Source organism: Stenotrophomonas sp. MYb57, assembly GCF_002966815.1.
In the GTDB taxonomy this organism is placed as follows: domain Bacteria; phylum Pseudomonadota; class Gammaproteobacteria; order Xanthomonadales; family Xanthomonadaceae; genus Stenotrophomonas; species Stenotrophomonas indicatrix.
Genome location: NZ_CP023271.1, coordinates 2,743,826 through 2,768,593 on the forward strand (window position 1 = coordinate 2,743,826; position 24,768 = coordinate 2,768,593).

At 67.2% G+C, this 24,768-nt stretch carries 19 protein-coding genes; 9 read left to right on the forward strand and 10 right to left on the reverse strand.

What is annotated here, in order from left to right; genetic code table 11:
- Positions 1-13 precede the first annotated feature (13 nt).
- Complete coding sequence (gene betT, locus CLM74_RS12595; protein WP_025878562.1) at positions 14-1,993, reverse strand: choline BCCT transporter BetT; 1,980 nt, start codon at positions 1,991-1,993, stop codon at positions 14-16.
- A gap of 201 nt (positions 1,994-2,194) precedes the next feature.
- Positions 2,195-2,575, reverse strand: coding sequence for a VOC family protein (locus CLM74_RS12600; protein ID WP_025878561.1), 381 nt, complete (start codon positions 2,573-2,575; stop codon positions 2,195-2,197).
- A 138-nt stretch (positions 2,576-2,713) separates the two neighbouring features.
- Here CLM74_RS12600 and CLM74_RS12605 point away from each other — a divergent pair, with 138 nt between their 5' ends.
- From CLM74_RS12605 to CLM74_RS12615, 3 genes are all read left to right on the forward strand, one after another.
- Positions 2,714-3,232, forward strand: coding sequence for a sigma-70 family RNA polymerase sigma factor (locus CLM74_RS12605; RefSeq protein WP_105164234.1), 519 nt, complete (start codon positions 2,714-2,716; stop codon positions 3,230-3,232).
- The gene (locus CLM74_RS12610; protein ID WP_105164235.1) at positions 3,229-4,176 is read left to right on the forward strand and encodes a FecR domain-containing protein; all 948 of its coding nucleotides are present in this window, start codon (positions 3,229-3,231) and stop codon (positions 4,174-4,176) included. Before CLM74_RS12605 ends, CLM74_RS12610 begins: the two co-directional genes overlap by 4 nt.
- A gap of 66 nt (positions 4,177-4,242) precedes the next feature.
- Complete coding sequence (locus CLM74_RS12615) at positions 4,243-7,203, forward strand: TonB-dependent receptor (RefSeq protein WP_105164236.1); 2,961 nt, start codon at positions 4,243-4,245, stop codon at positions 7,201-7,203.
- A gap of 95 nt (positions 7,204-7,298) precedes the next feature.
- Here the strand turns inward: CLM74_RS12615 and CLM74_RS12620 are convergent, their stop codons facing one another.
- Together CLM74_RS12620 and CLM74_RS12625 are read right to left on the reverse strand one after the other, a co-directional pair.
- Positions 7,299-7,622 carry a multidrug efflux SMR transporter gene (locus CLM74_RS12620; RefSeq protein ID WP_105164237.1) on the reverse strand — a complete coding sequence of 108 codons (324 nt, stop codon included), beginning with the start codon at positions 7,620-7,622 and terminating at the stop codon, positions 7,299-7,301.
- On the reverse strand, positions 7,622-7,975 hold the full coding sequence (locus tag CLM74_RS12625) for an SMR family transporter (protein WP_099784469.1): 354 nt from the start codon (positions 7,973-7,975) through the stop codon (positions 7,622-7,624). Before CLM74_RS12625 ends, CLM74_RS12620 begins: the two co-directional genes overlap by 1 nt.
- Before the next feature lie 161 nt (positions 7,976-8,136).
- Between CLM74_RS12625 and CLM74_RS12630 the strand changes: the two genes are divergently transcribed.
- Positions 8,137-8,988, forward strand: coding sequence for a LysR family transcriptional regulator (locus CLM74_RS12630; RefSeq protein WP_033831329.1), 852 nt, complete (start codon positions 8,137-8,139; stop codon positions 8,986-8,988).
- Between the two features lie 67 nt (positions 8,989-9,055).
- Here CLM74_RS12630 and CLM74_RS12635 read toward each other — a convergent pair whose 3' ends face one another.
- A complete protein-coding gene (locus CLM74_RS12635) occupies positions 9,056-9,976 on the reverse strand; it encodes a M14 family metallocarboxypeptidase (RefSeq protein WP_025878557.1) in 921 nt (306 codons plus the stop codon).
- Between the two features lie 131 nt (positions 9,977-10,107).
- Here CLM74_RS12635 and CLM74_RS12640 point away from each other — a divergent pair, with 131 nt between their 5' ends.
- From CLM74_RS12640 to CLM74_RS12650, 3 genes are all read left to right on the forward strand, one after another.
- Positions 10,108-12,189: a TonB-dependent siderophore receptor gene (locus CLM74_RS12640; RefSeq protein ID WP_105164238.1), complete on the forward strand. Its 2,082-nt coding sequence runs from the start codon at positions 10,108-10,110 to the stop codon at positions 12,187-12,189.
- A gap of 63 nt (positions 12,190-12,252) precedes the next feature.
- A complete protein-coding gene (locus CLM74_RS12645) occupies positions 12,253-14,019 on the forward strand; it encodes a chloride channel protein (protein WP_051562466.1) in 1,767 nt (588 codons plus the stop codon).
- Positions 14,020-14,111: 92 nt separating this feature from the next.
- A complete protein-coding gene (locus CLM74_RS12650) occupies positions 14,112-14,828 on the forward strand; it encodes an MgtC/SapB family protein (RefSeq protein WP_105164239.1) in 717 nt (238 codons plus the stop codon).
- A gap of 15 nt (positions 14,829-14,843) precedes the next feature.
- On the opposite strand, the gene CLM74_RS12655 is transcribed toward CLM74_RS12650, so the two are convergent.
- A complete protein-coding gene (locus tag CLM74_RS12655) occupies positions 14,844-15,248 on the reverse strand; it encodes a MerR family transcriptional regulator (RefSeq protein WP_025878553.1) in 405 nt (134 codons plus the stop codon).
- Between the two features lie 64 nt (positions 15,249-15,312).
- On the opposite strand from CLM74_RS12655, the gene CLM74_RS12660 reads away from it, so the two are divergent.
- On the forward strand, positions 15,313-16,140 hold the full coding sequence (locus CLM74_RS12660; RefSeq protein WP_105164240.1) for a class I SAM-dependent methyltransferase: 828 nt from the start codon (positions 15,313-15,315) through the stop codon (positions 16,138-16,140).
- Positions 16,141-16,225: 85 nt separating this feature from the next.
- Here CLM74_RS12660 and CLM74_RS12665 read toward each other — a convergent pair whose 3' ends face one another.
- The 4 genes from CLM74_RS12665 to CLM74_RS12680 all read right to left on the reverse strand — a co-directional run bounded on the left by CLM74_RS12665 (position 16,226) and on the right by CLM74_RS12680 (position 23,814).
- Complete coding sequence (locus CLM74_RS12665; RefSeq protein ID WP_170929478.1) at positions 16,226-16,516, reverse strand: hypothetical protein; 291 nt, start codon at positions 16,514-16,516, stop codon at positions 16,226-16,228.
- A 121-nt stretch (positions 16,517-16,637) separates the two neighbouring features.
- Entirely contained in the window at positions 16,638-17,474 is an 837-nt protein-coding gene (locus CLM74_RS12670) for an OmpA family protein (RefSeq protein WP_033831336.1), read from the reverse strand.
- A 62-nt stretch (positions 17,475-17,536) separates the two neighbouring features.
- Positions 17,537-22,108: a YadA-like family protein gene (locus tag CLM74_RS12675; protein ID WP_105164241.1), complete on the reverse strand. Its 4,572-nt coding sequence runs from the start codon at positions 22,106-22,108 to the stop codon at positions 17,537-17,539.
- A 725-nt stretch (positions 22,109-22,833) separates the two neighbouring features.
- Entirely contained in the window at positions 22,834-23,814 is a 981-nt protein-coding gene (locus tag CLM74_RS12680; protein ID WP_025878548.1) for a helix-turn-helix domain-containing protein, read from the reverse strand.
- A gap of 691 nt (positions 23,815-24,505) precedes the next feature.
- Between CLM74_RS12680 and CLM74_RS12685 the strand changes: the two genes are divergently transcribed.
- The gene (locus CLM74_RS12685; RefSeq protein ID WP_025878547.1) at positions 24,506-24,688 is read left to right on the forward strand and encodes a Flp family type IVb pilin; all 183 of its coding nucleotides are present in this window, start codon (positions 24,506-24,508) and stop codon (positions 24,686-24,688) included.
- Positions 24,689-24,768: the final 80 nt, after the last annotated feature.

Below are 24,768 nucleotides of genomic sequence, written 5' to 3' on the forward strand. Positions count from 1 at the left end.
CGGCGTGGCTGCATCAACGGCTCAGGTGCAGGAACTGCAGGTGCCGTTCGTACTGGCTGATGATGTCGTTGATGATCTGCTTGCGGCTGTAGCCGACCAGGTCATAGTCCTGGCTACCCTCGTACAGATGCACTTCGGCGCGGTAGTAGCGCTGGTTGCGCAGCTGCTGCGCGGCGAAGGACGGGGTCAGGTAGCCACTGAGGATCACCCGGTACTGGAAGTCCTGCTGCTCGCCGTGGTTGACCGACAGCTCCATGTCGCCCGCTTCGAACCGCGTCTGCACGTCCCAGCCCTGCTCGCGCAGCTGCTCGGCCACCGCCTCCATCGCCGGCTTCACCGTGTCATCCATGAAGCGGTACACCTGGTCGCGTACCGGGAAGTGCATGGCCTGGGTCAGGCGCTGGCGCCAGCCCTGGTGGTGGCGGTCATCACCGATCAGCGGCGATGGCCTGAACTGCTGCGCGCGCTTGCGGTGCGACTCGTCACTGAAGGCGCGGGTCAGGCCCCACATCATCAACAGCAGCACCGCCGAGAACGGCAACGAGGCCAGCACCACCGCAGATTTCAGGGCATCGATGCTGCCGGCCAGCAGCAGGCCGGCGGTCAGCACCGCGATCACCGTGCCCCAGAACACGCGCAGCCAGCGCGGGCCATCGTCCTCCGGCGCACCGCCATGCGAGGACAGCGTAGACAGCACCACCGCCCCGGAATCGGCCGACGTCACGAAGAAGATGAAACTGACCAGCACGGTCACCCCGATCACCGCCTTGCTCCACGGGTAGCCATCCAGCAACGCATACAGCACCGTCGGTGGGTCATCCACCGCCAGCTGCGCCAACTGCTGCTGGCCATGGTGCAGCACCTGGTCCAGCGCGCTGTTGCCGAAGATCGACAGCCACGCCAGGGTGAAACCGAGCGGGATCAGCAATACGCCGAACACGAACTCGCGGATGGTGCGGCCGCGCGAGATGCGCGCGATGAACAGGCCGACGAACGGCGCCCAGCCGATCCACCAGGCCCAGTAGAACACCGTCCAGCCGCCCAGCCATTCCGGCCGGCCGCCATAGGCGTATACGTCGAAACTCTTGCCCACCACGCTGCCCAGGTAGTCGCCCAGGTTCTGCATCAGCGTGCTGAGCAGGTACTGGGTGGGACCGGCGCACAGCATGAACAGCACCAGCGCAATCGCCAGCAGCATGTTGATGTTGGCCATCCAGCGCACGCCCTTCTCCACGCCGGACACGGCCACTGCGACCGCCGCGCCCATCATCGCCACCACCAGCAGGATCTGCACCATGTTCGAGTGCGGCACGTTGAACAGGTGCGACAGCCCAGCGTTGAGATGCAGCACGCCGAAGCCCATGTCCGCGCCGATGCCGAACACGGTGGCGACGATGCCCAGGGCGTCGACGGTATAGCCGATGGGGCCGTTGATGCGCTTGCCGATCAGCGGATACAGCGCCGAGCGCAATGCCAAAGGCAGGTTGTGCCGGTAGGCGAAATAGGCCATCGCCATCGCCGCCAGCGCGAACACGCCCCAGCCATGCAGGCCCCAGTGCAGGAACAGCAGCTGCATGGCCTGGCGCGCACCGGCCTCGCCCGCGGCCGGATCACCCTGCGGCGGCTGCAGGTAGTGGGTCAGCGGCTCGGAAACGCAGAAGAAGAACAGGGTGATGCTGATGCCTGCTGCGAACAGCATGCCGGCCCAGGAGAGGTAGCTGAACTCCGGTTCGTCATGGTCGGCACCGAGCTTGATGCCGCCGTACTTGGACAGCGCCACGCCGACCACGAACACCAGGTACAGGGTCATCGCCAGCAGGTAATACCAGCCGACATTGAGCGCGGCCCAGTCCTGCGCCTTGACCAGCAGGCGACCGGCGCCGATCGGATACAGGCTGACGAACAGTGCGAAGGCAACGACAACGATCGCCGCGAAGGCGAAGACGGGCCGCAGGGTTCGCACCGGCTGATGTTGAGGCTCCAGTGCTTCCATGGGCAGCCATCTCCGGATCGATCAAAGAGTAAGCCGACCGATTCTGGCTGAATCGCAGTGGACACAGGATGAAGTCGTGGCATCGCGCAGGCACGATCGGCTGAATTTCCGTGCTACGCGCGCGCCTGCAGACCGGCGTGCGTGTCGGGCGGCGTTGTCACTTTGGTCCGATTACGACACGCCGCGCCCGGCACCGACGATTCACCCCATCACATGCACGGCGCACAGCTTGTTGCCGTCGGGATCACGCAGGTAGGCCAGGTACAACTGGCGCCCGGCCTTGTGCCGCACGCCGGCCGGGTCTTCCACCGCGGTACCGCCGTGGGCGACCCCCGCTTCCTGCCAGGCATGCACCGCCTGCGGGTCTGCCAGCGCAAAGCCGATGGTGCCGCCGTTGGCATGGCACGCCGCCTCGCCATCGATGGGCGGGATGACCATGAACATCCGTCCGTCCTTGATATAGACCAGCTTGCCCTCGTCATCGAACACGCCTGCGCGACCGCCGATGGCAGTGAACAAGGCATCGTAGAAGCGGCGGGAAGCCGCCATGTCGTTGGTTCCGACGGTGACGTGACTGAACATGCGGGCACTCCGTTGCGGGAAAGCCCAAGTGTCGGCCACCGCATCGACGACGGCAACGGCGCACCCTCCACAGCAGGTTTGTAGCGGGCGCCTTCACACGACTATAATGGGAATCATTCTCATTTATGGCCGACCCAGATGTCCGTGCCCGCCACCTCCAGCTCCGCGCTGGCGGGGTTCTACCGCGAACACCACGGCTGGCTCCTGGGCTGGCTGCGGCAGCGCACCCACAACGCCGAGTGTGCTGCCGACCTGACCCAGGACACCTTCGTACGCCTGCTCAGCCGCCAGGTGGACCCTGCCGAATTGCGCCTGCCACGCGCCTACCTGGCCACCATCGCCCACGCGCTGCTGGTCAACCACTGGCAGCGTGCCGATCTGGAACGGGCCTACCTGGCGGCGCTGGCGGCACAACCGGAGCCGGTGCATCCCTCCGCCGAAGAACACACCCAGGCGCTGCAGCTGCTGCATGCCATCGCCGACATGTTGCAGGGCTTGGCCGAGCGGCCGCGGCGCGCGTTCCTCATGGCACGCCTCTCCGGCATGGGCTATGCGCAGATCGGCCAGCACCTGGGCGTTTCCGAAAGGATGGTCAAGAAGTACATGGCGCAGGCCATGCTGCATTGCCTGCAGCTCAGCGGCGACCTCCCGGCATGAGCCACGGCATCGCCTCACCGGCGCTTGAACAGGCCGCCGAGTGGTTCGCATTGCGCCAGCAGGGCGCCTGGAGTGGCGACGATCAGTGCCGCTGGGAAGCATGGCTGCGCGAGCATGCCGAACACGCCCGTGCGTGGCAGCGGGTCGAATCCATCTGGAGCTCGTTTGCTCCGCTTGCACCGCATGCTGCCGCGCAGGCCCTGGATGCAGCGGGCCGTCGTCGTCGTCGCGCCCTGCGCGGCATCGGCGGCGTGCTGGGGCTGGGAGCAGTCTCGCTGCTCGGTCTACAGGGCCTGCAATCGCAGCGGCAACGACTCCCGCTGCGCACCGCGGCAGGACATACCGGCGCGTGGACCCTGCGCGATGGCAGCCAGCTGTGGCTCAACGCCGACAGCGAAGTCGTTGTCGATTTCGCCGAAGGCCGTCGCGCGCTGTACCTGCTGCAGGGCGAGCTGCTGCTGCAGACCGGGCATGTACCGGCCTACGCCCATCTACCATTGACCGTTCACACCGCAGGCGCCCGACTGCAGCCGATGGGTACGCGCTTTGCGGTCGGCCGCTGCGGACAGGACAGTCGGCTGGATGTGTTCGAAGGTGCTGTCCGTTGCCTGCCCTTGCTGGGCACGACGCTGGACGTGGTTGCCGGCAGCGGTGCGCGCATTGGCGCGCTGGGTGCACTGCAACCGGTGGCTGTCGATCCGTTGCGCGGTGATTGGACCGACGGCCGTCTGCAGGTTGCCGACACGCCATTGCTACGGGTGGTCGATGAACTGGCACGTCATCACCGCGGTTACCTGGGCTGTGATCCGCGTGTGGCGGCGCTGAAGGTGACCGCGGTGCTGCCGCGACTGGACAGCCAACAGGCACTGCCGTTGCTGGCGCGCGCCCTGCCGATCCGCATCGAGCAACGGTGGCCCTGGTGGACCGTGCTGCGCCCGGCCTGATCGCGCGGTTCCCTTTTCTGCCGCTCGCCGGGCAGTACAGGAGAACCCATTGCGGAACACCGCCCCATGACGCCCCCCCGCCCCCTTCCCTCCCCTCGCCCACTCACACTGGCACTGTGCCTTGCCATTACCCTGCCTGCCGTCCTGCCAGCCAGTGCGCATGCACAGAACGCCGCCTCAACAGCCAATCAGTGGCGTATCGCTGCCGGTCCGCTCGATCAGGCCCTCACCGCCTTCGGCCAGCAGTCTGGACTCAACGTGGCCGTTGATGCGCGCCTGACCCGTGGCCTGCGCAGTCCCGGCGTGCAGGGATCGGAATCGGTGGACGCTGCACTGTCGCAGCTCCTGGCCGGCACCGGGCTGACCTTCCAGCGCGATGCCGATGGTGTCGTGCTGCGCCACGCGCCTGCACGCGACAACGACGGCGCGCGCCAGATAGGCACCCTGCGTGTTGGCGGTGAGGCCAGCGAAGGCGCTTCACCGTGGGGCCTGGCCGATGCCGATGCTGTCTACCGTGACAGCGGCTCACGCGTGCATCTGGATCGACAGCAGCTGGAGCGTTTCCGCGGCCAGTCGATCGGCGATGTCCTGGCCGGCGCGGTCGGTGTGCATACCGGCGATGTTCGCAATGGCGGCGCGCTGGACGTCAACATCCGCGGCCTGCAGGGCCAGAACCGGGTACCGGTGATCATCGATGGTGGCCAGCAGGCCATCGATGTCTATCGTGGCTATGCCGGCGTGCAGCAGCGCAGCTACCTGGACCCGGACCTGGTGAGTGCCGTCAGCATCGAGAAGGGCCCGAGCCTGGCGGCGAACGCGGCCAGTGCCATCGGCGGCGTGGTGTACATGGAATCCCTCACGGCCGACGACATCCTGGACGAGGACCAGCCCTGGGGCCTGCGCGTGCGGGCCGGCGTGGCCGACAACAGCGTCGACCGCACCCACGTGTTCAAGCAGGTCGCGCGCGGCAACGACAACCGCAACAGCCTGCGCGATCCGCGCGACTGGAACGGCAGCGTAGCCTTCGCCCAGCGTGGCGAGGACTGGCAGTTCGTGGCTGCCTATGCGCGGCGACGCCAGGGCAATTACTTCGCTGGCCGCAACGGTGCAGAACGCTACGACGACCAGCACCTCTCCAGCGGCGGCACCGGCATGACCAGCCAGCCGGTGTCATCGATCTACCACCCCGGCGATGAAGTGCTGAACACCCACACCGACAACGAATCGGTATTGCTCAAATTCGTCTGGACGCCCAACCCCGACCAGCGGCTGGAACTAAGCCACCGTTTCTTCGATTCCCGCTTCGGTGAAATCATGCCCTCGGCCATCGGCCGCGTCGGCGAGTCCAACGAATGGGTGACCTACGTGGACAAGGCCAACACCATGTTCCAGTTCGAACCCGGGCGCATGCGCATCAACGCCACCTCACTGCGCCACCGCTACCGGCCAGAGGCGCATCCGTGGCTGGACCTGAGCAGCACGCTGTGGTTCACCACCGCCACCAGCCGCATGTTCAACAGCAACGTCGCCAACACGCCGCTGTTCAAGGACTACCCCGGCGACAGCATGCCCGACACACTGGGCGAGACCTATGGCCCTGGCCTGCAATCGGACGTGAAGACCCAGCGCTGGGGCGTGGACAGCAGCAACACCACCCGCTTCAGCAACGGCCTGGGCGAATGGACGCTGCGCTATGGCGCCGCCTTGCAGCATGAAGACACCGCACCGAACTCGCCGGTGCTGCCGGTGGACGTCAACAACAACCGCTACCTTCGCTCGGGCACACGGCGCGAGGCCAGCGCCGTCGCCTCGCTGCAATGGCAGCCGTGGGACTGGCTGTCGTTGACCGCAGGCGGGCGCTTCACCGATTACCGCACGCAGGACCGCAACCGCGTGGCCTACGTCAGCCAGTCGCGCGACCTGCGCTACACGTTCGCCAGGCTGAGCAAGGACGGGCAACTGCTGCCGGGCTGGTACAAGGAGTGGTACCCGGATGCACAGGGCGCCTATACCCTCGAGTCGCTGCGTGCCACACCGTACGGTGACAGCACCCTGGGGCAGACCTACGACTTCGACGGCTTCCAGCGCGATCCGCGCGGTGCCAACGGCTTCTACACCAAGAAGATTCCCACCGCCTGGGGTTACCAGCCGGCGATCCGTCGTTCCGGCCATGGCTTTGCGCCCTACGCCGAAGCCCGCTTCAATCTCGATGCAGACGCGTTCTTCTACGTGAAGTACGCACAGGGCTGGAAGATGCCCAGCCTGTTCGAATCAACCCTGGGCAACAGCACGTCGGCACCGATCAACGGCCTGAAGCCGGAGAAGAACCGTTCCTGGGACATCGGCTTCAGCCTGCTCAAGCGTGACCTGTGGCGTGACGGTGACCGCCTGGCCTTCAAGGTGGCCTGGTTCAAGAACGATATCGACAACGCGATCACCCGCCGCTTCGATTCCAGCAACTGGGCGTTCTATGTCGACAACGTCGACAACTACACGATCTCCGGCTACGAGCTGCAGTCCGGCTATGACGCCGGCATTGCCTACCTGGACCTGTCGGCCAGCTACTACCAGCGCGCACGCACCTGTGATGCAGCCACGGCCAAGCGCCTGCGCGAAGATCCCTATGCGAAGTGGAGCAAGCTGGACACCACGCCGGACTGCGTGGACGGCGGCTTCGGTACGTCCTTCGTCAATGCGCAGAACCCGCCGAAGTACTCGATCCACAGCACGCTCGGGTTACGCCTTTTCGACCGGCGACTGGATACCGGCATCCGCCGCACGTACAACAGCGGCCCCACCCACGAGCTGGACAAGCCGTGGAACACCACCGGCTCGACCGGCCTGCAGAACATCTATCTGCCGACCGCGATCTACGACTTCTATGCGCGCTGGCAGCTCACCCCGCGCACGGAAGTGGAACTGGTGGTCAACAACCTGCGCAACACCTACTACATGGACACGCTGGCGATGAGCCTGATGCCCGGCCCGGGCCGGACCACCCGGCTGAGTTTCACTGCACGTTTCTGATGCATGACGGCCCCGGGGACATCTGTTCCCCGGGGCGTTGGCTTGCGGCGGCTCAGGCTCTGGTAGGTGCCAACCTTGGTTGGCACAGCGACGCATTACTTCGCGGTACTGAGCAGCAGCACGGCCGCAGTGACCAGGCCGATGCCGATCCAACCAATCGGGCGCAAGCGGTTGCCGAACAACAGGCGACCACACGTGGCCGTGCCGATCACGCCGATCGCGCCCCACATCGCATAGGCGGTCGCCAGGTCCATGTAGCGCACGGCCTGGCCCAGCAGGGCGAAGGCGATCCAGACCAGCACGATGGCGCCGACACCCCAGCGCCAGCGACGGAAGCCATCGGACCTGGCCACCATCATGTTGGCGGCCACATCGATCAGCGCCGAGCAGATCACGAAAAACAAGGCCATCAAGTTCATCAGTGCGCCTCCCCGAGGGTGACACAGACGATGCCGACCACCGCCAGCACCAGACCGGCCAGCTGCTGCAGCGACAGGCTCTCACCGAACACGCTGATGCCGACCACGGTCAGCAGGGTCAGGCCGAGGCCTTCCCACACCGCATAGGCCACGCCGACGGCGATGCGGCGCACCGACAGCGCCAGGAAGTAATAGGAAAGCGCCAGCGCGGCGGCCATCACCACATAGCCGGTCCAGCCGCCATCGCGGGCGGCATGGGCCATGAAGGACGTGCCGACCACTTCGGCGACGATCGCCACGGTCAGGCAGGCCCAGGCGACGAAGGCGCCACGGGCGGGAACAGTACAGGACATGTGAAGCTCCTTGCGCGACGGGGACCGCGCCACGTCATCAGTAGATCCACGCCGTGCGTGGATGATCCGGAACGCCCCCGCAGACAGGGGCGACGGCGGTCAGTATCATCGTCTTTTACGGTGGTATCAAAATGGATTCCATCGACAGGAGCGATGGATCAATGCCCTATTCTCCCGAATCCCTGCAGGCCTTCGTCGAGGCCGCCGCGCTGGGCTCGTTCTCGGCGGCCGCCCGCCGGCTGCGCAAGACCCAGTCCACGGTCAGCACTGCCATTGCCCATCTGGAAGCGGACCTGGGCATGGTTCTGTTCGACCGCAGCGGCCGCTATCCGCAGTTGACCGACGCCGGCCGGCAGGTGCTGGGCCACGCGCAGGAAATCCTTGCCGCCGACGCGCGCCTGCAGCAACTCAGCGTGCGCCTGGCCGCACCCGTGGAGCCACGCCTGACCGTGGTGTTCTCCGATGTCTACCAGCTCGATCCGGCGCAACGTGTGCTGCAGCGGTTTGCCGAGGCATTTCCCGAGATCGAGCTGGAATGGCTGGATGCCGAGGGGCGCGACGTGCTGGAACTGGTGGATGCTGGCCGAGCCGGGCTGGGCCTGCTGCCGCGCCAGGCGCAGTACCCCGATGCGCTGGTGGCCCAGCCCCTGGCCCACCACAGCGAACTGGCGGTGTACGTGGCCAGCGACCATCCGCTGGCGCAGGCCGGCGTGCGTGCGGCGGCGCAACTGGCCCGGCATCGGCAGGTGCGGCTGAGTGCGCAGGTCGACCACGCACCGCCGATCAGCGGGCCGGCATGGACCGCGTCGGACTACCTGATGGTGATGGAGATGGCCGAGGACGGCATCGGCTGGGCCGAACTGCCGCGTGCGCTGGTGCAGCGCTACGACCGGGGCCGCCTGCTGGAACTGCGCGTGCCGGGCTGGCCGAGGCGCATCCACAGCGACTTGGTGTGGCGCCGCGATACGCCGCCGGGGCCGGCAGCGTTGTGGTGGGCCGAGGCGTTGGGGTGAGCTAGTGCCGGCCGCTGGCCGGCATCCCCTTGCCCCGTGGTTGCCGGCCAGCGGCCGGCGCTACCGATCAACGATGGGCGAGCGCGTAATCGAGCGCCGAGCACACCGCCGCCACCTGCGCGTCGTTGCACTGCTGCGGCGTCGCGCGCGGGCTGTCCGGATAGACCTCGGTGGTGGTGGTGTACTTCGCCCCGGTGATGCCGGCGCACAGGCCCAGCGGCACCAGCGCGTACTCGATCACACCATGCGCGACCACTGGCGAACCGATGATCTCGCCCTTGTCGTCAGCCGGTGCGATATGGGTCACCTTCTCCACTTCGGCGACCACGGCCTGCTGGAAGGCCGGCTGCGGATTCCCGCTGTCGTCCACCAGGTAGAAGCCATCGGGAATCAGGCCCGGTTCGAACGGCTTGCCATCGCGCGCGGCGAGTGCGGGACGGAACTCGCTCTCGTCGCTGTCGGTGGTTTCGTGCAGGTCGATGTGCAGCACGAACTGGCCCTTCAACGGTGCGATCAGTTCTATCAGCGCCGTCGATTCGCGGGCCGGGCCGTCCGCGCGGAAATTGCGGTTCGGGTCGATCGCATCGAAGTTCCAACGGTTGATGCGCTCGAAGCCCCACGGATTCACGCACGGCGCGACCAGCAGGTTGGCCTTGCCGGCGTAGTGGGCGGCATGTTTTTCGAGGAACTCCAGCGCGCCCATTACGCCACTGGTCTCGTAGCCATGCACGCCGCCGGTCACCAGCGCGGCCGGCAACGCCGGGTTCCAGTCGCGGCTGCGCAGGGCGAACAGCGTGTAGGTCTCGCCTGCATAGTCGAGCTGGCCGTAGGCCACCTTGTCGAAATGCCCGGCCAGTGCATCGATGCGCGGCAGCACCTCCTCGTCGTAACGGCGCAGGCGCTGCTGGCGCGCACGCCACTGCTCCCTTTCCGCAACGCCCCACGGCTGGCCAGGGGTACCGACGGGGTAGAAAGCAGCAGTGGACATGGCAGTTCTCAGCGGGTCAGGAGGCAATCGGCCACTTTACCACCGGGCCAAAGCGCTGAACGGAGGACCGATTCCAATGGCGAATGGAATCAGCAATAATTCTCATTTACGACCTTCCACGCCCCGCACCGATGCCTATCCCTGCCCCGCAACCGGCCCGCCTGCCCCTGGCTGCCGCCCTCGCCCTGTGCGTGTTTCCGGCCGCCAGCGCGCTCGCGCAGGACAGCGCCACCACGCTCGACAGCATCCAGGTGTCGGGCAGTTGGTTGGGCACCGGCCTGCACGACAGCGTCAAGAGCTTCGCTGGCGCGCGTACCGTGGTCGATCGCCAGCGCATCGAGGCCAGCGGCGCCGCCAGCCTGGGCGATGCCATGCGCCGCATTCCCGGCGTGCAGGTCACCGACAACTCCGGCACCGCTGGCAGCTCGGTCTCGCTCAACATCGGCGTGCGCGGCCTGACCGGCCGCTACTCGCCGCGCTCGACCGTCCTGCTGGACGGCGTGCCACTGGCGGTTGCGCCGTACGGCCAGCCACAACTCTCCTTCGCCCCGGCCAGCTTGGCCAACATCGAATCGATCGACGTGGTACGCGGCGGCGGTGCGGTGCGCTACGGGCCGCAGAATGTCGGCGGCATCATCAACTTCAGCACCCGCGCGATTCCGACTGCGCCCGGCCTGCACGGCGAGGCCGGCGTGCGCTACAGCGCCTACGATCACGGCGGCGGCGATAGCACCCAGTACAACGCGTTCCTCGGCGGCACCGCCGACAACGGCCTGGGCATGGCCCTGCTGTATTCGGGGCAGGACGGCCGCGGCTGGCGCCAGGGCAGCGATGACCGCTTCGATGACCTGGCGCTGAAGTTCGCCTATGCCATCGACGCACAGCAGGAGCTGCGTGCCAAGCTGTCGTACTACGACGTGCGTTCTCTGACTCCGGGCGGCCTGACCCGCGCCCAGTACCAGGCCGATCCGTTCCAGAACACCCGCCCGTCCGACTTCTGGAAGGGCCATCGCACCGGCATCGACCTGGGCTACACCAACACGCTGTCGGAGAACAGCGAGTTCGAGGTGCTGGCGTATTACAACGAAAGCAACCGGGTCAGTTCGCTGATCAACGCGGCCAACACACAGATCACGGTGCAGCCGCGCGACTACCGTGTGCTCGGCATCGAGCCACGCTACACCCAGCGCCTGCACTGGGGCAGCAGCGTGCACGACATCACCGCCGGCTACCGCTTCCTGCGCGAGCGCGGCAACGACCGCAGCTACACCGTTACCCGCCGTACCGGTGCGACCGGCGCGACCACCCGCTTCGACAACGCCACAGATGCGCACTCGTTCTACGTTGATGACCGCATCGCCATCGGTCAGTGGCGGATCACGCCCGGCGTGCGCATGGAGTGGATCGACATGGACCGCCGCCAGGCCGGCGGCGGCGCGACCTTCAGCAGCCGCAACGACAAGGCCCTGCCCTCGCTCAACGTCGCCTACCTGTTGACCCCGCAGCTGACCGTGTTCGGCAACTACACCACCTCGTTCGGGCCGGTGCAGAACATCCAGTTGAACTCGCAGAGCGCGACCAATCCGCTGAACCCGGAAATCGCCAGGACCACCGAGCTGGGCGCGCGTTGGCAGGATGGCGGGCTGCGTGCGGAAGTGACCGTGTTCAAGATGCGCTTCGACAACCAGATCCTGCAGGTGCCGGGCATCACCCCGCCCACCTTCCAGAACATCGGCGCCACCGACCACAAGGGCGTGGAAAGCGCGATCGAGTACCGCTTTGCCGAAAGCAGCGCGCTGGCCGGGCTGGAACTGTACGCGAACTACACCTGGACCAAGGCCATCCAGCAGTCCGGCGACAACCGCGGCCTCGATGTGCCGTTCTACGCGCGCGATACCGACAGCGTCGGCGCCCGTTATGCGCTGGCCGGCTGGACCTTCAACGTGTCCAGCACCCACCAGAGCGGCCAGTTCTCCGATGCCGCCAACACCTGGGAAGAAGCCGCCGACGCGCGCGTAGGCCGTGTACCCGGCGTACGCCTGTGGAACGCGCAGGCCGCCTGGCAGCTGCCCTGGCTGGCCGACAGCGAGGTCGCGGTGGGCGTGAACAACCTGGCCGACAAGCGCTGGTACACCCGCAACGTGGATGGCAACGCCGGGCGCATGGTGGCCGCGCCGCGCACGTTCTACGTGCAGGGCCGCTACCGCTTCTGAGCATGGCAACCGCCTGATGCGGTGACGGTAGCGCTCACGGTGGCGGCGTATCATGCCGCCACCATGTCCTCCACTGCTTCGCCATCGCGCCTGCATCTGGCCTTCCAGGGCCTGCGCCTGCGCCTGCGCGGCAGCGACCTGTGGTTCATCGCCCTGGCGCTGGTGGTCGGGCTGATCGCCGGCGGCCTGACCCTGTTGCAGGCTGGGCTGGCACGCACCCTGCAGACGGCGTTGTATGGGCTGGACGAGGGCATGCGCCTGAGCTCGCTGCCCGCTTTGACCTGGACTGCCCTGCTGGTGCTGCCGCTGGGTGGCCTGGTGGTGGGCCTGGTCAGCCTGGCTGCCACGCGCCTGAAACGCCCCCTGCTGGATGCCGTGGAAGCCAATGCACTGCATGGCGGCCGCATGTCGATGCGCGACAACCTGATCGTGTTGACCCAGACCCTGGTCTCCAATGGCTGCGGTGCTTCGGTCGGACTGGAGGCGTCGTATACGCAGATGGGCGCCGGCAGCGGTTCGCAACTGGGGCGGGTGATGCGCCTGCGCCGCAACGACGTGCGCATCCTGGTCGGTGCTGGCGCGGCCGGTGCGATCGCCGCGGCCTTCGGCGCACCGCTGGCCGGGGCGTTCTACGCCTTCGAGATCGTCATCGGTGCCTATACGCCGGCGGCACTGGCGCCGGTTGCAGTGGCCGCGCTGGCCGGTGCCTTCGTTGCCGACCAGGCCGGCGTGGACGCCTATCTGCTGCCGGCGGCATCGACCATCGACGTGCGCGCAGCCGACTATGCGATCTACGGCCTGCTCGGCTGCTGCTGTGCGATGGTCGGCATCGTGGTGATGCGCCTGATCGCCTCCATCGAAGGTACGGTCAAGCGCAGCCCGCTGCCGTTGTGGGGGCGCCCGGTGGTGGGCGGCCTGCTGCTGATTCCGCTGGCACTGGCCAGCCCGCAGGTACTGTCGTCCGGCCACGGAGCGCTGCACCTGGACCTGACCACCCATCTGCCGCTGATCTGGATCGGCGGGCTGCTGACGCTGAAATGCCTGGCCTCCGGCATTTCGCTGGGCTTCGGTTTCCGCGGCGGCCTGTTCTTCGCCTCGCTGTTCATGGGCACCCTGGTCGGCACGCTGTTTGCCGGGCTGCTGGCGATGGCCACCGGCGTTCCGGTGGTCGACGCCACGTCGGCAGCGCTGGCAGGCATGGCTGCACTGGCCGCGGCGGTGGTTGGCGCGCCGATGACCATGGCCATGCTGGTGCTGGAAGGCACCCACGACTTCCTGCTGACCAGCGTGGTGATGAGCGCCGTGCTGGTGTCCAGCACCCTGGTGCGGCAGTGGTTCGGCTATTCCTTCTCGACCTGGCGCATGCACCTGCGCGGGGAAACCATCAAGAGCGCGCGTGACATCGGCTGGGTGCACAACCTCAATGCCGGGCGGATGATGCGCAAGGGTGTGGCCACCGCCCCGGCCGACCTCGATGCCGCCGCCTTCCGCCAGCGCTTCCCGCTGGGCTCGGGCAGCCGGGTGATCCTGATCGACAGTGAAGGCCACTACGCTGGCATCGTGCAGATTCCGCGCCTGTTCGGCGACGGCGTGAAGCCCGAGGACGTCGTAGGTACGTTCGCCGAGAACCGCGACGTGGCACTCGCCGCCAGCGCCGACGTGGTGACCGTGATGCAGCGGTTCGACCAGACCCAGGCCGACGAGCTGGCGGTGGTGGCCGACGATGGCCAGGTGCTGGGCGTGGTGTCTGAAGCATTCGTGCGCAAGCGCTATGCGGAGGAACTGGACAAGCGCCAGCGCGAAATGATGGGCGAGCGCGTCGACGAGTAGATCCACGCCATGCGTGGATGATGCCCCCTGCCCCCTGCCCCCTCCACGCGTGGCGTGGTTCTACTGTCACCTGCGGGAGGTAGACTGCGGCCATGCGCTTCATTGAAACCTTCCAGCCCGGCCCCTTCGCCGACACCGTGGTCAGCCTGCTGGCGGCGTTCGTGCTCGGCACCCTGATCGGCGCCGAACGCCAGTACCGGCAACGCACCGCTGGCCTGCGCACCAACGTGCTGGTGGCTGTCGGCGCTGCCGCCTTCGTTGACCTGGGCATGCGCATCGCCGGCAGCGCCGAGGCCGTGCGGGTCATCTCCTACGTCGTCTCGGGCGTCGGCTTCCTCGGCGCCGGCGTGATCATGAAGGAAGGCATGAACGTGCGCGGCCTGAACACCGCCGCGACACTGTGGTGCTCGGCTGCCGTGGGCAGCTGCACCGGCGCGGACATGCTGGCCGAAGGCGTGCTGCTGACCGTACTGATCATCGCCGGCAATACCCTGCTGCGGCCAGTGGTGAACGCGATCAACCGCATCCCGATCAACGAAGCCGCCAGCGAAGCGACCTACGAAGTGCGCCTGAGCGTGGATGCCGACGCGGTGCCGCGCGTGCGCGAGCGCCTGGTCGATGCGCTGGAAGCCGCGCAGTACCCCGTTGGCGACGTGCAACTGGTGGAGCACGCCGATGCGCCCACTGATGTGATCGCAGTGCTGGTCAGCACAGCGGTCAGCGCCGACGAACTGGACGTGGTGCTGGCGCGGATGGAACAGGTGCCGGGCGTGCTGCATGCCACCTGGGAAGTCAGCACCCGCGATTGAGCGGGTGTCGGCAGTTCATCCGCGCGCTACGCGCTGCTGCGCTCGCAGCAACCTGCGGAACGAGGCGCAGCGCCGAGCATCCTCGGCGTGTGGACAGGCGGCAGCCCGCCGCAGCCGATCCTGCGCCCGCTGCAATCTGCGGATCTGCTGCTGCAGCGCATCGGCCCGGGCCAGCAATGCCGTGCGATCCAGTGCAAGCCCTGCCCCCTGCGGCATCGCTGCGCCGATCTGCTGCAGCGACAGGCCTGCCGATTGCCCCAGGCCGATCAGTGCCAGCCGTTCCAGCACCTGTTCGTGGTACTGCCGGCGCAGGCCGCGACGCCCCAGCACCTGCAACAGGCCGAGCTGCTCGTAGTAGCGCAGCGTCGAGGCCGGCACGCCACTGCGGCGGACCACCTCACCGATATCCAGTTCCTGCATCGTGCTTGACCTCAAGTGGGCTTCAAGCGCCACCATGGTCGCACTCCCCGCGCAAGGCAAGCCCATGGACGATTCACTCCCGCTCGATCAGAACACGCTCTGGAACGGCGCCGCCGGCGAGAACTGGGTCGCGCAGCAGACCCTGCTGGACGGCCTGTTCCAACCGATGGCCGATGCCCTGCGCGACGAGCTGCCGGTTACCGTCACGGAACTGCTGGACGTGGGCTGCGGCACCGGCGCCAGTACGCTGAGCGCCGCCGCAGCACGCGCTGACGCCCATTGCACGGGCGTGGACATCTCCGCACCGATGCTTGGCCTGGCCCGCCAGCGCGCCGCCGCGATCGGGCGCAGGATCGACTTCATCGTTGCCGATGCCCAGCGCCATCCCTTCGCAACGGCGCACTACGATTGGATCCAGTCGCGCTTCGGGGTGATGTTCTTCGAGGACACGCAGGCCGCCTTCGCCAACCTGCACCGTGCCGCCCGAACGGGCGCGGGCCTGCGCTGCATCGCCTGGCGCAGCGCGCAGGAGAATCCGTTCATGACCACCGCCGAGCGCGCCCTTGCAGACCAGCTGGTGCTGCCGGCGCGGGTACCCGGTGCACCGGGGCAGTTCGCTTTCGCCGATGGCGAACGGGTGCGCCGGCTGCTGCAGCGTGCCGGATGGCAGGACGTGGACATCGCGCCGCTGGACCTGACCTGCTTCCTCAGCCGTGATGCGCTGGCCAGCTACGTCGGCCAGCTCGGACCTGTGGGCCTGGCCCTGCGTGCGTTGCCGGCCGCACGCGCCGAAGCGCTGCTGCAGCAGGCGCTGACCGCGTTCGCACCGTTCATCGACGGTGACCGTGTGCGGGTGGAAACCGCCTGCTGGATGATCCGCGCCCGCGCATAGCAACAGAAAAGGGGACGGAGGGGATCAAGTCGTTCATGCCCCGGTTGTGCGGGAAACGACTTGATCCCCTCCGTCCCCTGCTTCTCTACAAGGCCTCGCCGGCATCGGCCAGGCGCGATTCGATGAGCGCGTACCACTGCTCGAGCATGTCGACCAGCATGTCCAGCTCGGCGTCGGCACGCTGCGCGCGGCCGCTGCGCAGGCACGCCTGTGCTTCCTGCAGCTGGGTGAGGAAGCCGGCAACGGTGTCGGCCTGCAGGATGAGGCCCGGCAGCCGGCGCCCGGGAATGCGCACGACCGCATGGTTGCCGAGCTGGCCGTACACGCTGAGAGTGGCTTCCGTCTTCATGGACAAGGGCAGGAATTGGGCATTCATCAGGTGCACCAGGGAAGAAACCTGCCCACCGGCAGGCGTGGAAAACGGGGGAGACGTTTCCACGTCCTGCCGGCAGAACAGGGGGGACTCGGGATGCCGGGGCACGCCCCGGCGCGGGGATTCAGTGCGACCGGGCCACGCCCGCGATCTGCACCCGGCGATTGGGCGCCAGGCAGGCGATCAGCTCGCGCCGGTTGCGCTGGTCGCACTGCACCAGCGGTTCGGCCGCACCCCGCCCTTCAGCGCTGATGCTCGCCGCGGATACGCCGCCCTGTACCAGCGCCGTGCGCACCGCCTCGGCACGTCGCTGCGACAGCGTCTGGTTGTAGGCAGCGCTGCCGATGCGGTCGGTGTAGCCGACCACCTGGATCGACTGCACCTGGCTGGCCTCACGCACCTGCGCCAGTACACCCTGCACGGCCTGCTGGCCGCTGGCACTGAGTACGGCACTGTCAAAGCCGAACAGTGCATCGGCAGCCAGCCGCAGCGGCTGCTCCGGCAAGGGCGCCGGCGCCGGCGGTGGCGGCGGACGCGGCGGGTCGAGGACCGCTGCGCACGATTCAGGCTTCCAGTAGCCGCCCTGGGCGATGCCCTTGTTGTCGAAGCGCACCTGGAACTGGCAGGTGAAGTACTCTGCGCCCTGTGCGGTGCGGAAGTTGAACAGGTAGTTCCACTCGCGCACGCCCCACATGCCTTCGTTGAAGTGCGGGGTGCCGAGCAACGTGTACAGCTGGCGCTTGCTCATGCCCGGTGCGAACCGGCGCAGGTCGGCGATATCCGGATAGATGCCTTCCTTCAGCGATGCCTTGCTGGCCTCCGGGAAGGTGACGGCGGTGCTGTCGGCGGGGCCGTCGGCGGCCGGTGCGTGGCTGCGGCAGGCAACCAGCAACCCCGCGGCCAGGATCAGGCCCAGCGTGGCGGCGACGCGGCCACTGCGAGCGATGCGATGCGGTTTCATGTCATTCCCCCTGTAGACGTTGCCCGCTGCGCCGGGCCGCGAATGCGACCCGGCGCAGGCGATCACCACTGGATGCCGGCACCGACGGCCACACCGGCCTCGCCGCGGCTGTTGGTGGAACCACTGAACTTGTAGATCCAGCGACCGCCCTCGGAGACACCGGAGATGCCCAGGGCCACGCCGGATTCGCCGTTGTAGCTGCCGGCGGCGATCGAGGCCATGTTGCGGCCAGCCTCGCTGGGCTGCGGCAGCGATGCGGTTGCCATCGCCGAGGCGATACCGGCCGAAGCGCGGTTGTCGGTCTTGCGCAGGTCGCGTTCGAAGCCGCCCATGCGCTCATCGGTGTAGGCCTTGGACCAGTCCAGGGTCTGCGCCATGCCCGACTTCAGCTGATCGACGTTGACCGCGTCGGTACCGGCGGTGCCGGCAGCGACGTTGCGCACCGTGGTTGGGCCGCTGCTGGTGCTGCCCAGGGTCACGCTGTTGTAGTTGGTGGTGCCGTTGGTGGTGGTGTCATAGCGGATCGTGCCCTGCTGCGAAGCCTGCAACTGGCGCACGTTGACCGCATCGGTCGCCTGCGAACCATCGGCCACGTTGACCACCTGGCGTTCGGCACCGGCTGCACCCACCGACACCGTATTGGCGCGGTTGGCGACCGAGCCCGCACCCAGCGCCACCGAGTTGTCTGCCTGCGCCTGCGAGCCGTTGCCCAATGCGGTCGAGTTGGCCCCGGCCGCAGTGGAGCCGGCACCGCCCGCGGCGGAGTTGGCGCCGGTGGCGGCCGGATCGGCCAGGTTGTTGCTGTTGTTGGCGCGGAAGCTGCCGGCAACGTTGGTGATGTTCTGGATCTTCTGGTCGGTGTAGGCCTTGGACTGGTCGATGGCGTAGTTCACGCCGTTCTTCAGCTGGCCGACGTTGGTCGCATCGTGGTCGTCGGAGCCATCGGCCACGTGGGTGATCTTGCGCTCGCTGCCACTGCTGCCCACCGCCACCTCACCGGACGAGTTGCTGGCGCCGGCCTGGCCATAGGCACCGGTATAGCCGGTCTGCGCACCGACGCTGGCCACCGAACCGGCACCCAGCGCAACACTGTTGCCCGCGCTGGCATTGGCACCGTTGCCGACCGCTACGCTGCCCGCACCGGCTGCGCTGGCCTGCGGGCCGACCGCCAGTGCTTCGGCACCGGTGGCCGTGGCTGCGGCAGCCGTGGAGTTGACCGCCAGGTACGGGCTGCCGCCGCCGCTGCTGATGCGCTGGTTGAGCACCCGCAGCGAGCCGTCCACTGCAGAGAATGCAGCGGTGACGTTGCTGTAGTCGTTGCCGGTGATGGTGCCATCGGTGGCGATGGTGGAGATGTTGAAGGTCGGCGCGGTCCACAGCCCGGTGCTGCCGTTGTACACGGTGCTGCCACCGAAGTAGCTGGCCACCGTCTGGTGCGTGCTGAACAGCTGGTCGCCGGTGATGGCATCGCTGCTGCCCGCCAGGATGCTGCCGGCGGCCACGTTGGTGACTTTCACCGGTGCACCGCCGGTACCGCTGAGGGTCACGGTATCGACCACGTTGCCACTCCCGTCCACGTCGTACTTCACGGCGCGTGCGTCCAGGTCATCGGTCTGCTCGGCCACATTGGCCAGCGAATTGCTGACCGCATCAAAGGCCGTGCCGACGTCGTTGTAACTGCCCTGGCTGACCGTGCCATTGGCGGCGACGTTGTTGAGCGTGTAGGTCGGCGCGGTGACCACGCCATTGGCATCCACTGCAGCGCCGCCGCCGAGGTGGGTGGCCACCGTCTGGTTGGCCGCGAACAACTGCGCACCGTTGATTGCTTCACTGCTGGCCGCGCTGATCTGGCCCGGGCCGAGGTTGCGCAGCGTGGTGGCGGTGCCGGACTGGCCGAGCGTCGCACTTGCGTAGTTGACGCTGCCGTCGCCGTTGAGGTCGTAGCGCAGCGCGCCCTCTTCTGAAGCCTGCAACTGACCCAGGTTGACCGCATCGGTGCTGGCGGTGCCGGCGGCGACGTTGGTGACCTGGCGTTCGGCGCCCGCGGCACCGATCGACACGCTGTTGGCACGGTCGGCCAGGCTGCCGGCACCGACCGCGATGCTGTTGGCGGCGGTTGCGCTGGCACCGGCACCAACGGCGATTGCTTCGGCGCCGCTGGCCACGGCGTCGGCACCGGTCGAGTTCACCCGCAGGTACCGGGTGCCGGTGTTGCGGATGTCATTGATCTGGGTGTTGAGGTTGACCAGCGAACCATCCACCGCATCGAAGGCGTCGGTGACGTTGTCATACAGCCCCGGGGCCACGGCGCCACCGGTGGAGATGGTGCTGATCTCGAACAGCGGTGCGGTGAAAGTGCTGGTGAGCGGATCGAACGCTGCGCGTCCGCCGAAGAACTTTGCCATCGTGTCGTTGCTGGCGAACAGCTGCGCACCATTGACCGCCTCGCTGCTGGTGGCGTTGACCGCGCCGGCGGCCAGGTTGCCGATGGTGGTGGTGCCGGTGCCATTGCCGAGGGTGACACGGCGATAGTCGGGGTCGCCTGCACCATCCAGGTCATAGGTGACCGCCGCCGCGCCGACCGCGTCGATCTGGCTGATCGCACCCTTCAGCTGGGCCACGTTGACTGCATCGGTGTTGGCGCTGCCGGCCGCCAGGTTGGTGATCTGCCGCTCGCCACCGCCTGCGGTGCCCACCGACACCTCGCCCGCCGACACCTGTGCGGTGGTCAGGCCGTAAGCGCTGTAGCTGGCCTGCGCGCCGCGCAGTGCGGCCGAGCGATAGCCCAGCGCCACCGAGTTGGCCTGGTTGGAGGTGCTCTCTGCGCCGAGCAGGGTCTGCCCGTTGGCAGTGCCGCTGGCACTGTCGCCGACCACCACCGAGTGCCCCATGCGTGCTGCATAGTCGGCGGTGGGAACGCCGGTCGGATCGCTCGGATCATTGGCGCCCGCGCCCGGGAAGGCGACGTTGGCATCGACCTTGGGCAGCTCATGGCGGGCGTTGGCACCGATCACCACTTCCTTGGAGCCGTTGGCATAGGCGCCATCGCCCATCAGCACCTGGTAGTCCTGCGCTGCGTTGACCGCCCAGCAGGAGATGTCCGCCAGCGCGATGTCCAGGCACTTGGCCGCCCAGGCCGGCGAGTCCGTCGGCAGCAGCAGGCCGAGCAGGCCACCGGGATTGCCGTTGTTGATGTTGTAGATGTAGCTGTCGGAGGTGACGCCACCGATCAGGGTCAGGTGCGAGCTGCCACCGGTGACCGCGCCACCCAGTCCGTTGAGCGTGGTGCCGACCGGCGTTGCATTGACCACCGGCAGGCCGAGCACGTTGACCGTGGAATAGGTCTGCATGACGTTGGCGGTGCTGAGCTTGAGGTTGCCGTTGGACAGGTAACCGGTGCCGCCGAACAGGCTGGCGGTGGTCGGGCCGAGCAGTTCGGTGACACCGCCCACCAGGCCACCGGTACCGATCACCAGGCCCGCGTTCGGGTCGGCAGCGGCGGGCGCCTTCGGGCTGGTCGGCGGAATGGCCGACGGCGAGGTCAGGCCGAGGCTGCCCAGGGTATTGCCGACCAGGCCACCGACGGCGCCGGTCAGGTTGCCGACGGTGCCGTTGAGGTCACCATTGAGCAGGCTGCCGACCGCGCTGCCAACGCCGTTGAGCGCAGTGCCGACGCCGTTGAGCAGGCCGCCCAGGCCAAGCGCGCTGTTCTGCGCGGCGACGGTTGCGGTGCCGGCCAGCTTGAGATTGCGATCGGCGACGATTTCCTCGCCGTCCTTGCCCTGCACCCGTACCTTGCCTGCCACGCCGGTATCGAACGCTGCGGTGATCGCGCGGTCATCGGTGTCACCCGGCAGCTCTTCCTTGGCAGGCAGCGTGACCGCTGCGGTGGCACCGATCTGGCCTTGGCCTTCGATGTGATTGCCGGCCACGACCAGCTGCGAATCGACCTTGCCATCCACGGCCGCCTTCAAGCCGGACGGCGTTACACCCGCTGCCGCGGCAACCTGGGTGCCGGCGTCAATGCTGGCAACCGGCTTGCCGGCGATGCCGACATCGGCCTTTGCTGCCGCGTTGGCGGCCAGACCCAACGGCGCCTGTGCGGCCGGTGCGACGTTCGCCGCAAGCGCGGCATCGACACGGGTAGCGGCTGCAGTGCCAACACCGATGTTGGCGCGCACGTCGGCGCCCAGCACCGGTGCAGGCACCTGGCGCGGCGCGGCGACGGCCGCCAGCTTGACCTGCACGGTGGCCGGCAGCACGTCGCGCACGACCGGCAATGACGTTGTGCTCAGCTGCAGGCCGACGCGTGCGTTGGCACTGATCGCCGGGTTCGCCTGGGCCTGTCGTGCAGCCGCGGCCAGCGCCACTTCGGCGTCCACCTTCACCGGCATCGGCTGGGTGTACTTGGCCGCCAGCGCCTGCAGGTCGCGCAGCGATTGATTGGCCTCTGTCGCCGCCGCAGGTCCGCTGGCCAGCACGCACAGCAGTGCCATGGCCAGGGTGCTGGGCACCAGAAGGCTGGCACGACGGTCGCGCGGTGCGGTACCACCGCTATCGCCGGTGGCCAGTTCCGAGGCCACAACCAGAGCATTGAGCTGGCGGTTCCATACACGCCGGTAGATGCGGTTCATGAGCATTTCCCCCGTAGGCGGACAACTTGAATGTCAGTGGACTTGCCGTTAGGCAGGTGACTGACATTTCGCGCCTTTCAGCGAGGGCTGAGCACTTCATTCCGGCAGGGCAATCGCGCATTCCGGCAAATCCACGGCCGGATTCGGCAGCCACATATGCAAATCCGGCAGGGAGGGCTGGCCGGGCTGCCGCCCGGCACCCGCAGAGGCAACGGCAACGGCAACAGCCGAAAGCAAAAGCGGGTTTCCTGCGGGATGGCGGGGTGGGTCCGGTTGCGGGGGACGCCGTAAACCCATCCTTGGGGGCTTGGCCGCGGCATCCATGCCGCGGACACCCCCGCAACCGGACCCACCCCGCCTTCGACAGTTTCCCGCGCGCTTTAGATGTAGCGCCGGGCCAGGCCCGGGCGAGGGAAAGTCGGATCATCAATTTCGATTTAGATCGAAATAATCACTGAAAATCGAAATTTCACTACGCTAAGGGTGAATGCATGACGCCCAATCCCACCGCCCTCGGGAAACTCTCAGGGGTGGGGCGGTGTGGGCTTGCAGGACCGTTGGCGCCATGGATGGCGCCAGCGAGCCCCCATGGACGGGTTTACGGCGTGTCCTGCAAGCCCACACCGCCCCGCCAACCCACGGAAAACCCAGAGCCGGCTGTTGCTTTGGCTTTGGCTTTGGCTTTGGCCTCTGCGGGTGCCGGGCGGCAGCCCGGCCGATACCCCTCAGGCTGGCTGGCCGAGCTGTGCCGGCGCGCGCATCAACGTGTCACGCGGCAGTTCGCCGAACACTTTCCGGTAGTTGTCGGCAAAGCGGGAAAGATCCCACAGCCCGCAACTGAGGGCGATGGCCTTGACCGAGCGCCGGTTGGAATCGGCCATCGACAGGCTGCGGCAGGCCGCGCACAGCCGCAGCATCGACAGGTAGCGATTGGGCGAGGTGCCGAACAGATCCTCAAACGCATAGCGCAGGCCACGCTCGCTGACGCCGGCGGCGTCGCAGATTTCATTCATGTAGATATTGCGGCGAAGATTGAGGCGCATGAAGTTCTCCGCCCGCTGCGCGATCAGGTAATGCGTGCGGCGAGCGCGGCTGCAACTGGGCCGATCGGCTGGGCCGGCACCGAGCAGCGCCTGGACATGCTCGTGCAGCAGGCGCTCGGTTTCTTCCGGCTGCAGCCCACCCCCCTGCCCCAGCTGCGCGTGCAGTTGCTGGTAATGGCGTACCAGCGGCATCGCATCATCGCCAAGGTTGAACAGTGAAAGCGCCTGCCCCGCCGGTGGCGTGCTGCGCAGGCTCAGCTCGGTCAACTTGCGCTGCACGCGCGCGACCGGCACCAGCATCAGCGTCATCTGGGTACCAGGGCTGAGAGTGAATTCACTGATGCCTTCGGGCATCACGGTCAAGGCCATGCCCGGCGTCAGCGGCACGCCATGGCACCAGCTCAATGCATCATCGGTGGTGTGCAGGTAGCCGAGCATTGCCCAGTCCGGCGGCAGCATGAAACGGCCGCGGCAGTGGAAGCCACAGGTGATGCTGCAGAACAGGGCTTCCTCGTGAACGCGCGAAGCAAATGCCGCGCGCGGACCATTGCCATCCAGCAGCAACAGTTCCACATCGCACACGCGGAGCACGCCGCTCAGCGTGGCCAGGTCGATTGACCTGAGATCGCCGTCGTCGTTGTCTTCCACCCCACCATCGACCATGACAGTGTCGTCCCCCGTTTGGCCTGCCGCACGACCCCGCCCCCACTGCCTGACAGGGCGCACGCCGTTTCCAAGAGCATCGTCCGTTGCCGAGATGGACGCTGCGATGCACGCGCGTCCCTCCCTGAAAATGCAAAACCTTGAATGCGAGTATGCCCGATAATCGGCAGTCGTAAACAGGATGTTTCGACGCTGCGGAATTATCAACTGCGTGAAGAAAATGTGCGCGCCGATGGCATGGTTTTCGCATGCGCGCGGATGGGCATCACATTATCTGCACGACCATGAATCGTTTTGCGCAGGAACGGATTTACGTCACAGATCCGCGCCGGAATATTCAGGCATCCAGCGAATCTGCCGAATTTGCATATAGGTTCCGGTTGCAGGGAACCGCCATTCAGGCAAAGTCGAATACACGGTGATCGGGCACGCAGACAGCGGCCACACCCAGGGGGACAGCATGACCATGCACGTACGAGATACCGTTTCGACCACCGGCCTGGAGCTGGGTGGTCGTGGTTGCGCGGCCGCTGCCCTGCCCGGGAATGATCACCCTGCTTGAGCACAGCGGGATTGCCCGCCGTGCCTCCTCCGCCAGGATGGCGGGGGCCTACGGACGGTCCCGGCGGAGCCGGGCCACCGGCCATGCAGGTGTCCTGCAGCAACTGACAGGTAGAGGGAGACAACCGTCATGAACGCATCGATCCGCAAGTTCCTGAAAGAAGAAGATGGCGTGACCGCGCTCGAATACGGGCTGCTGGCCGCCGTGATCGCCGGCATCCTGATCGTGGTGGGCAGAACCCAGATCACCGCGTTCTTCACCACGTTGTTCACCCGCCTGCAGGCCATTGCCACCGACGCCACCACCACCTAGCCAGCGAGCGGGGTGCAGCACCTGCGGTCGCTTCGATGGCGGCCGCGGTGGCCGATGAAGGGTTCTGCAACTGTCCAGTG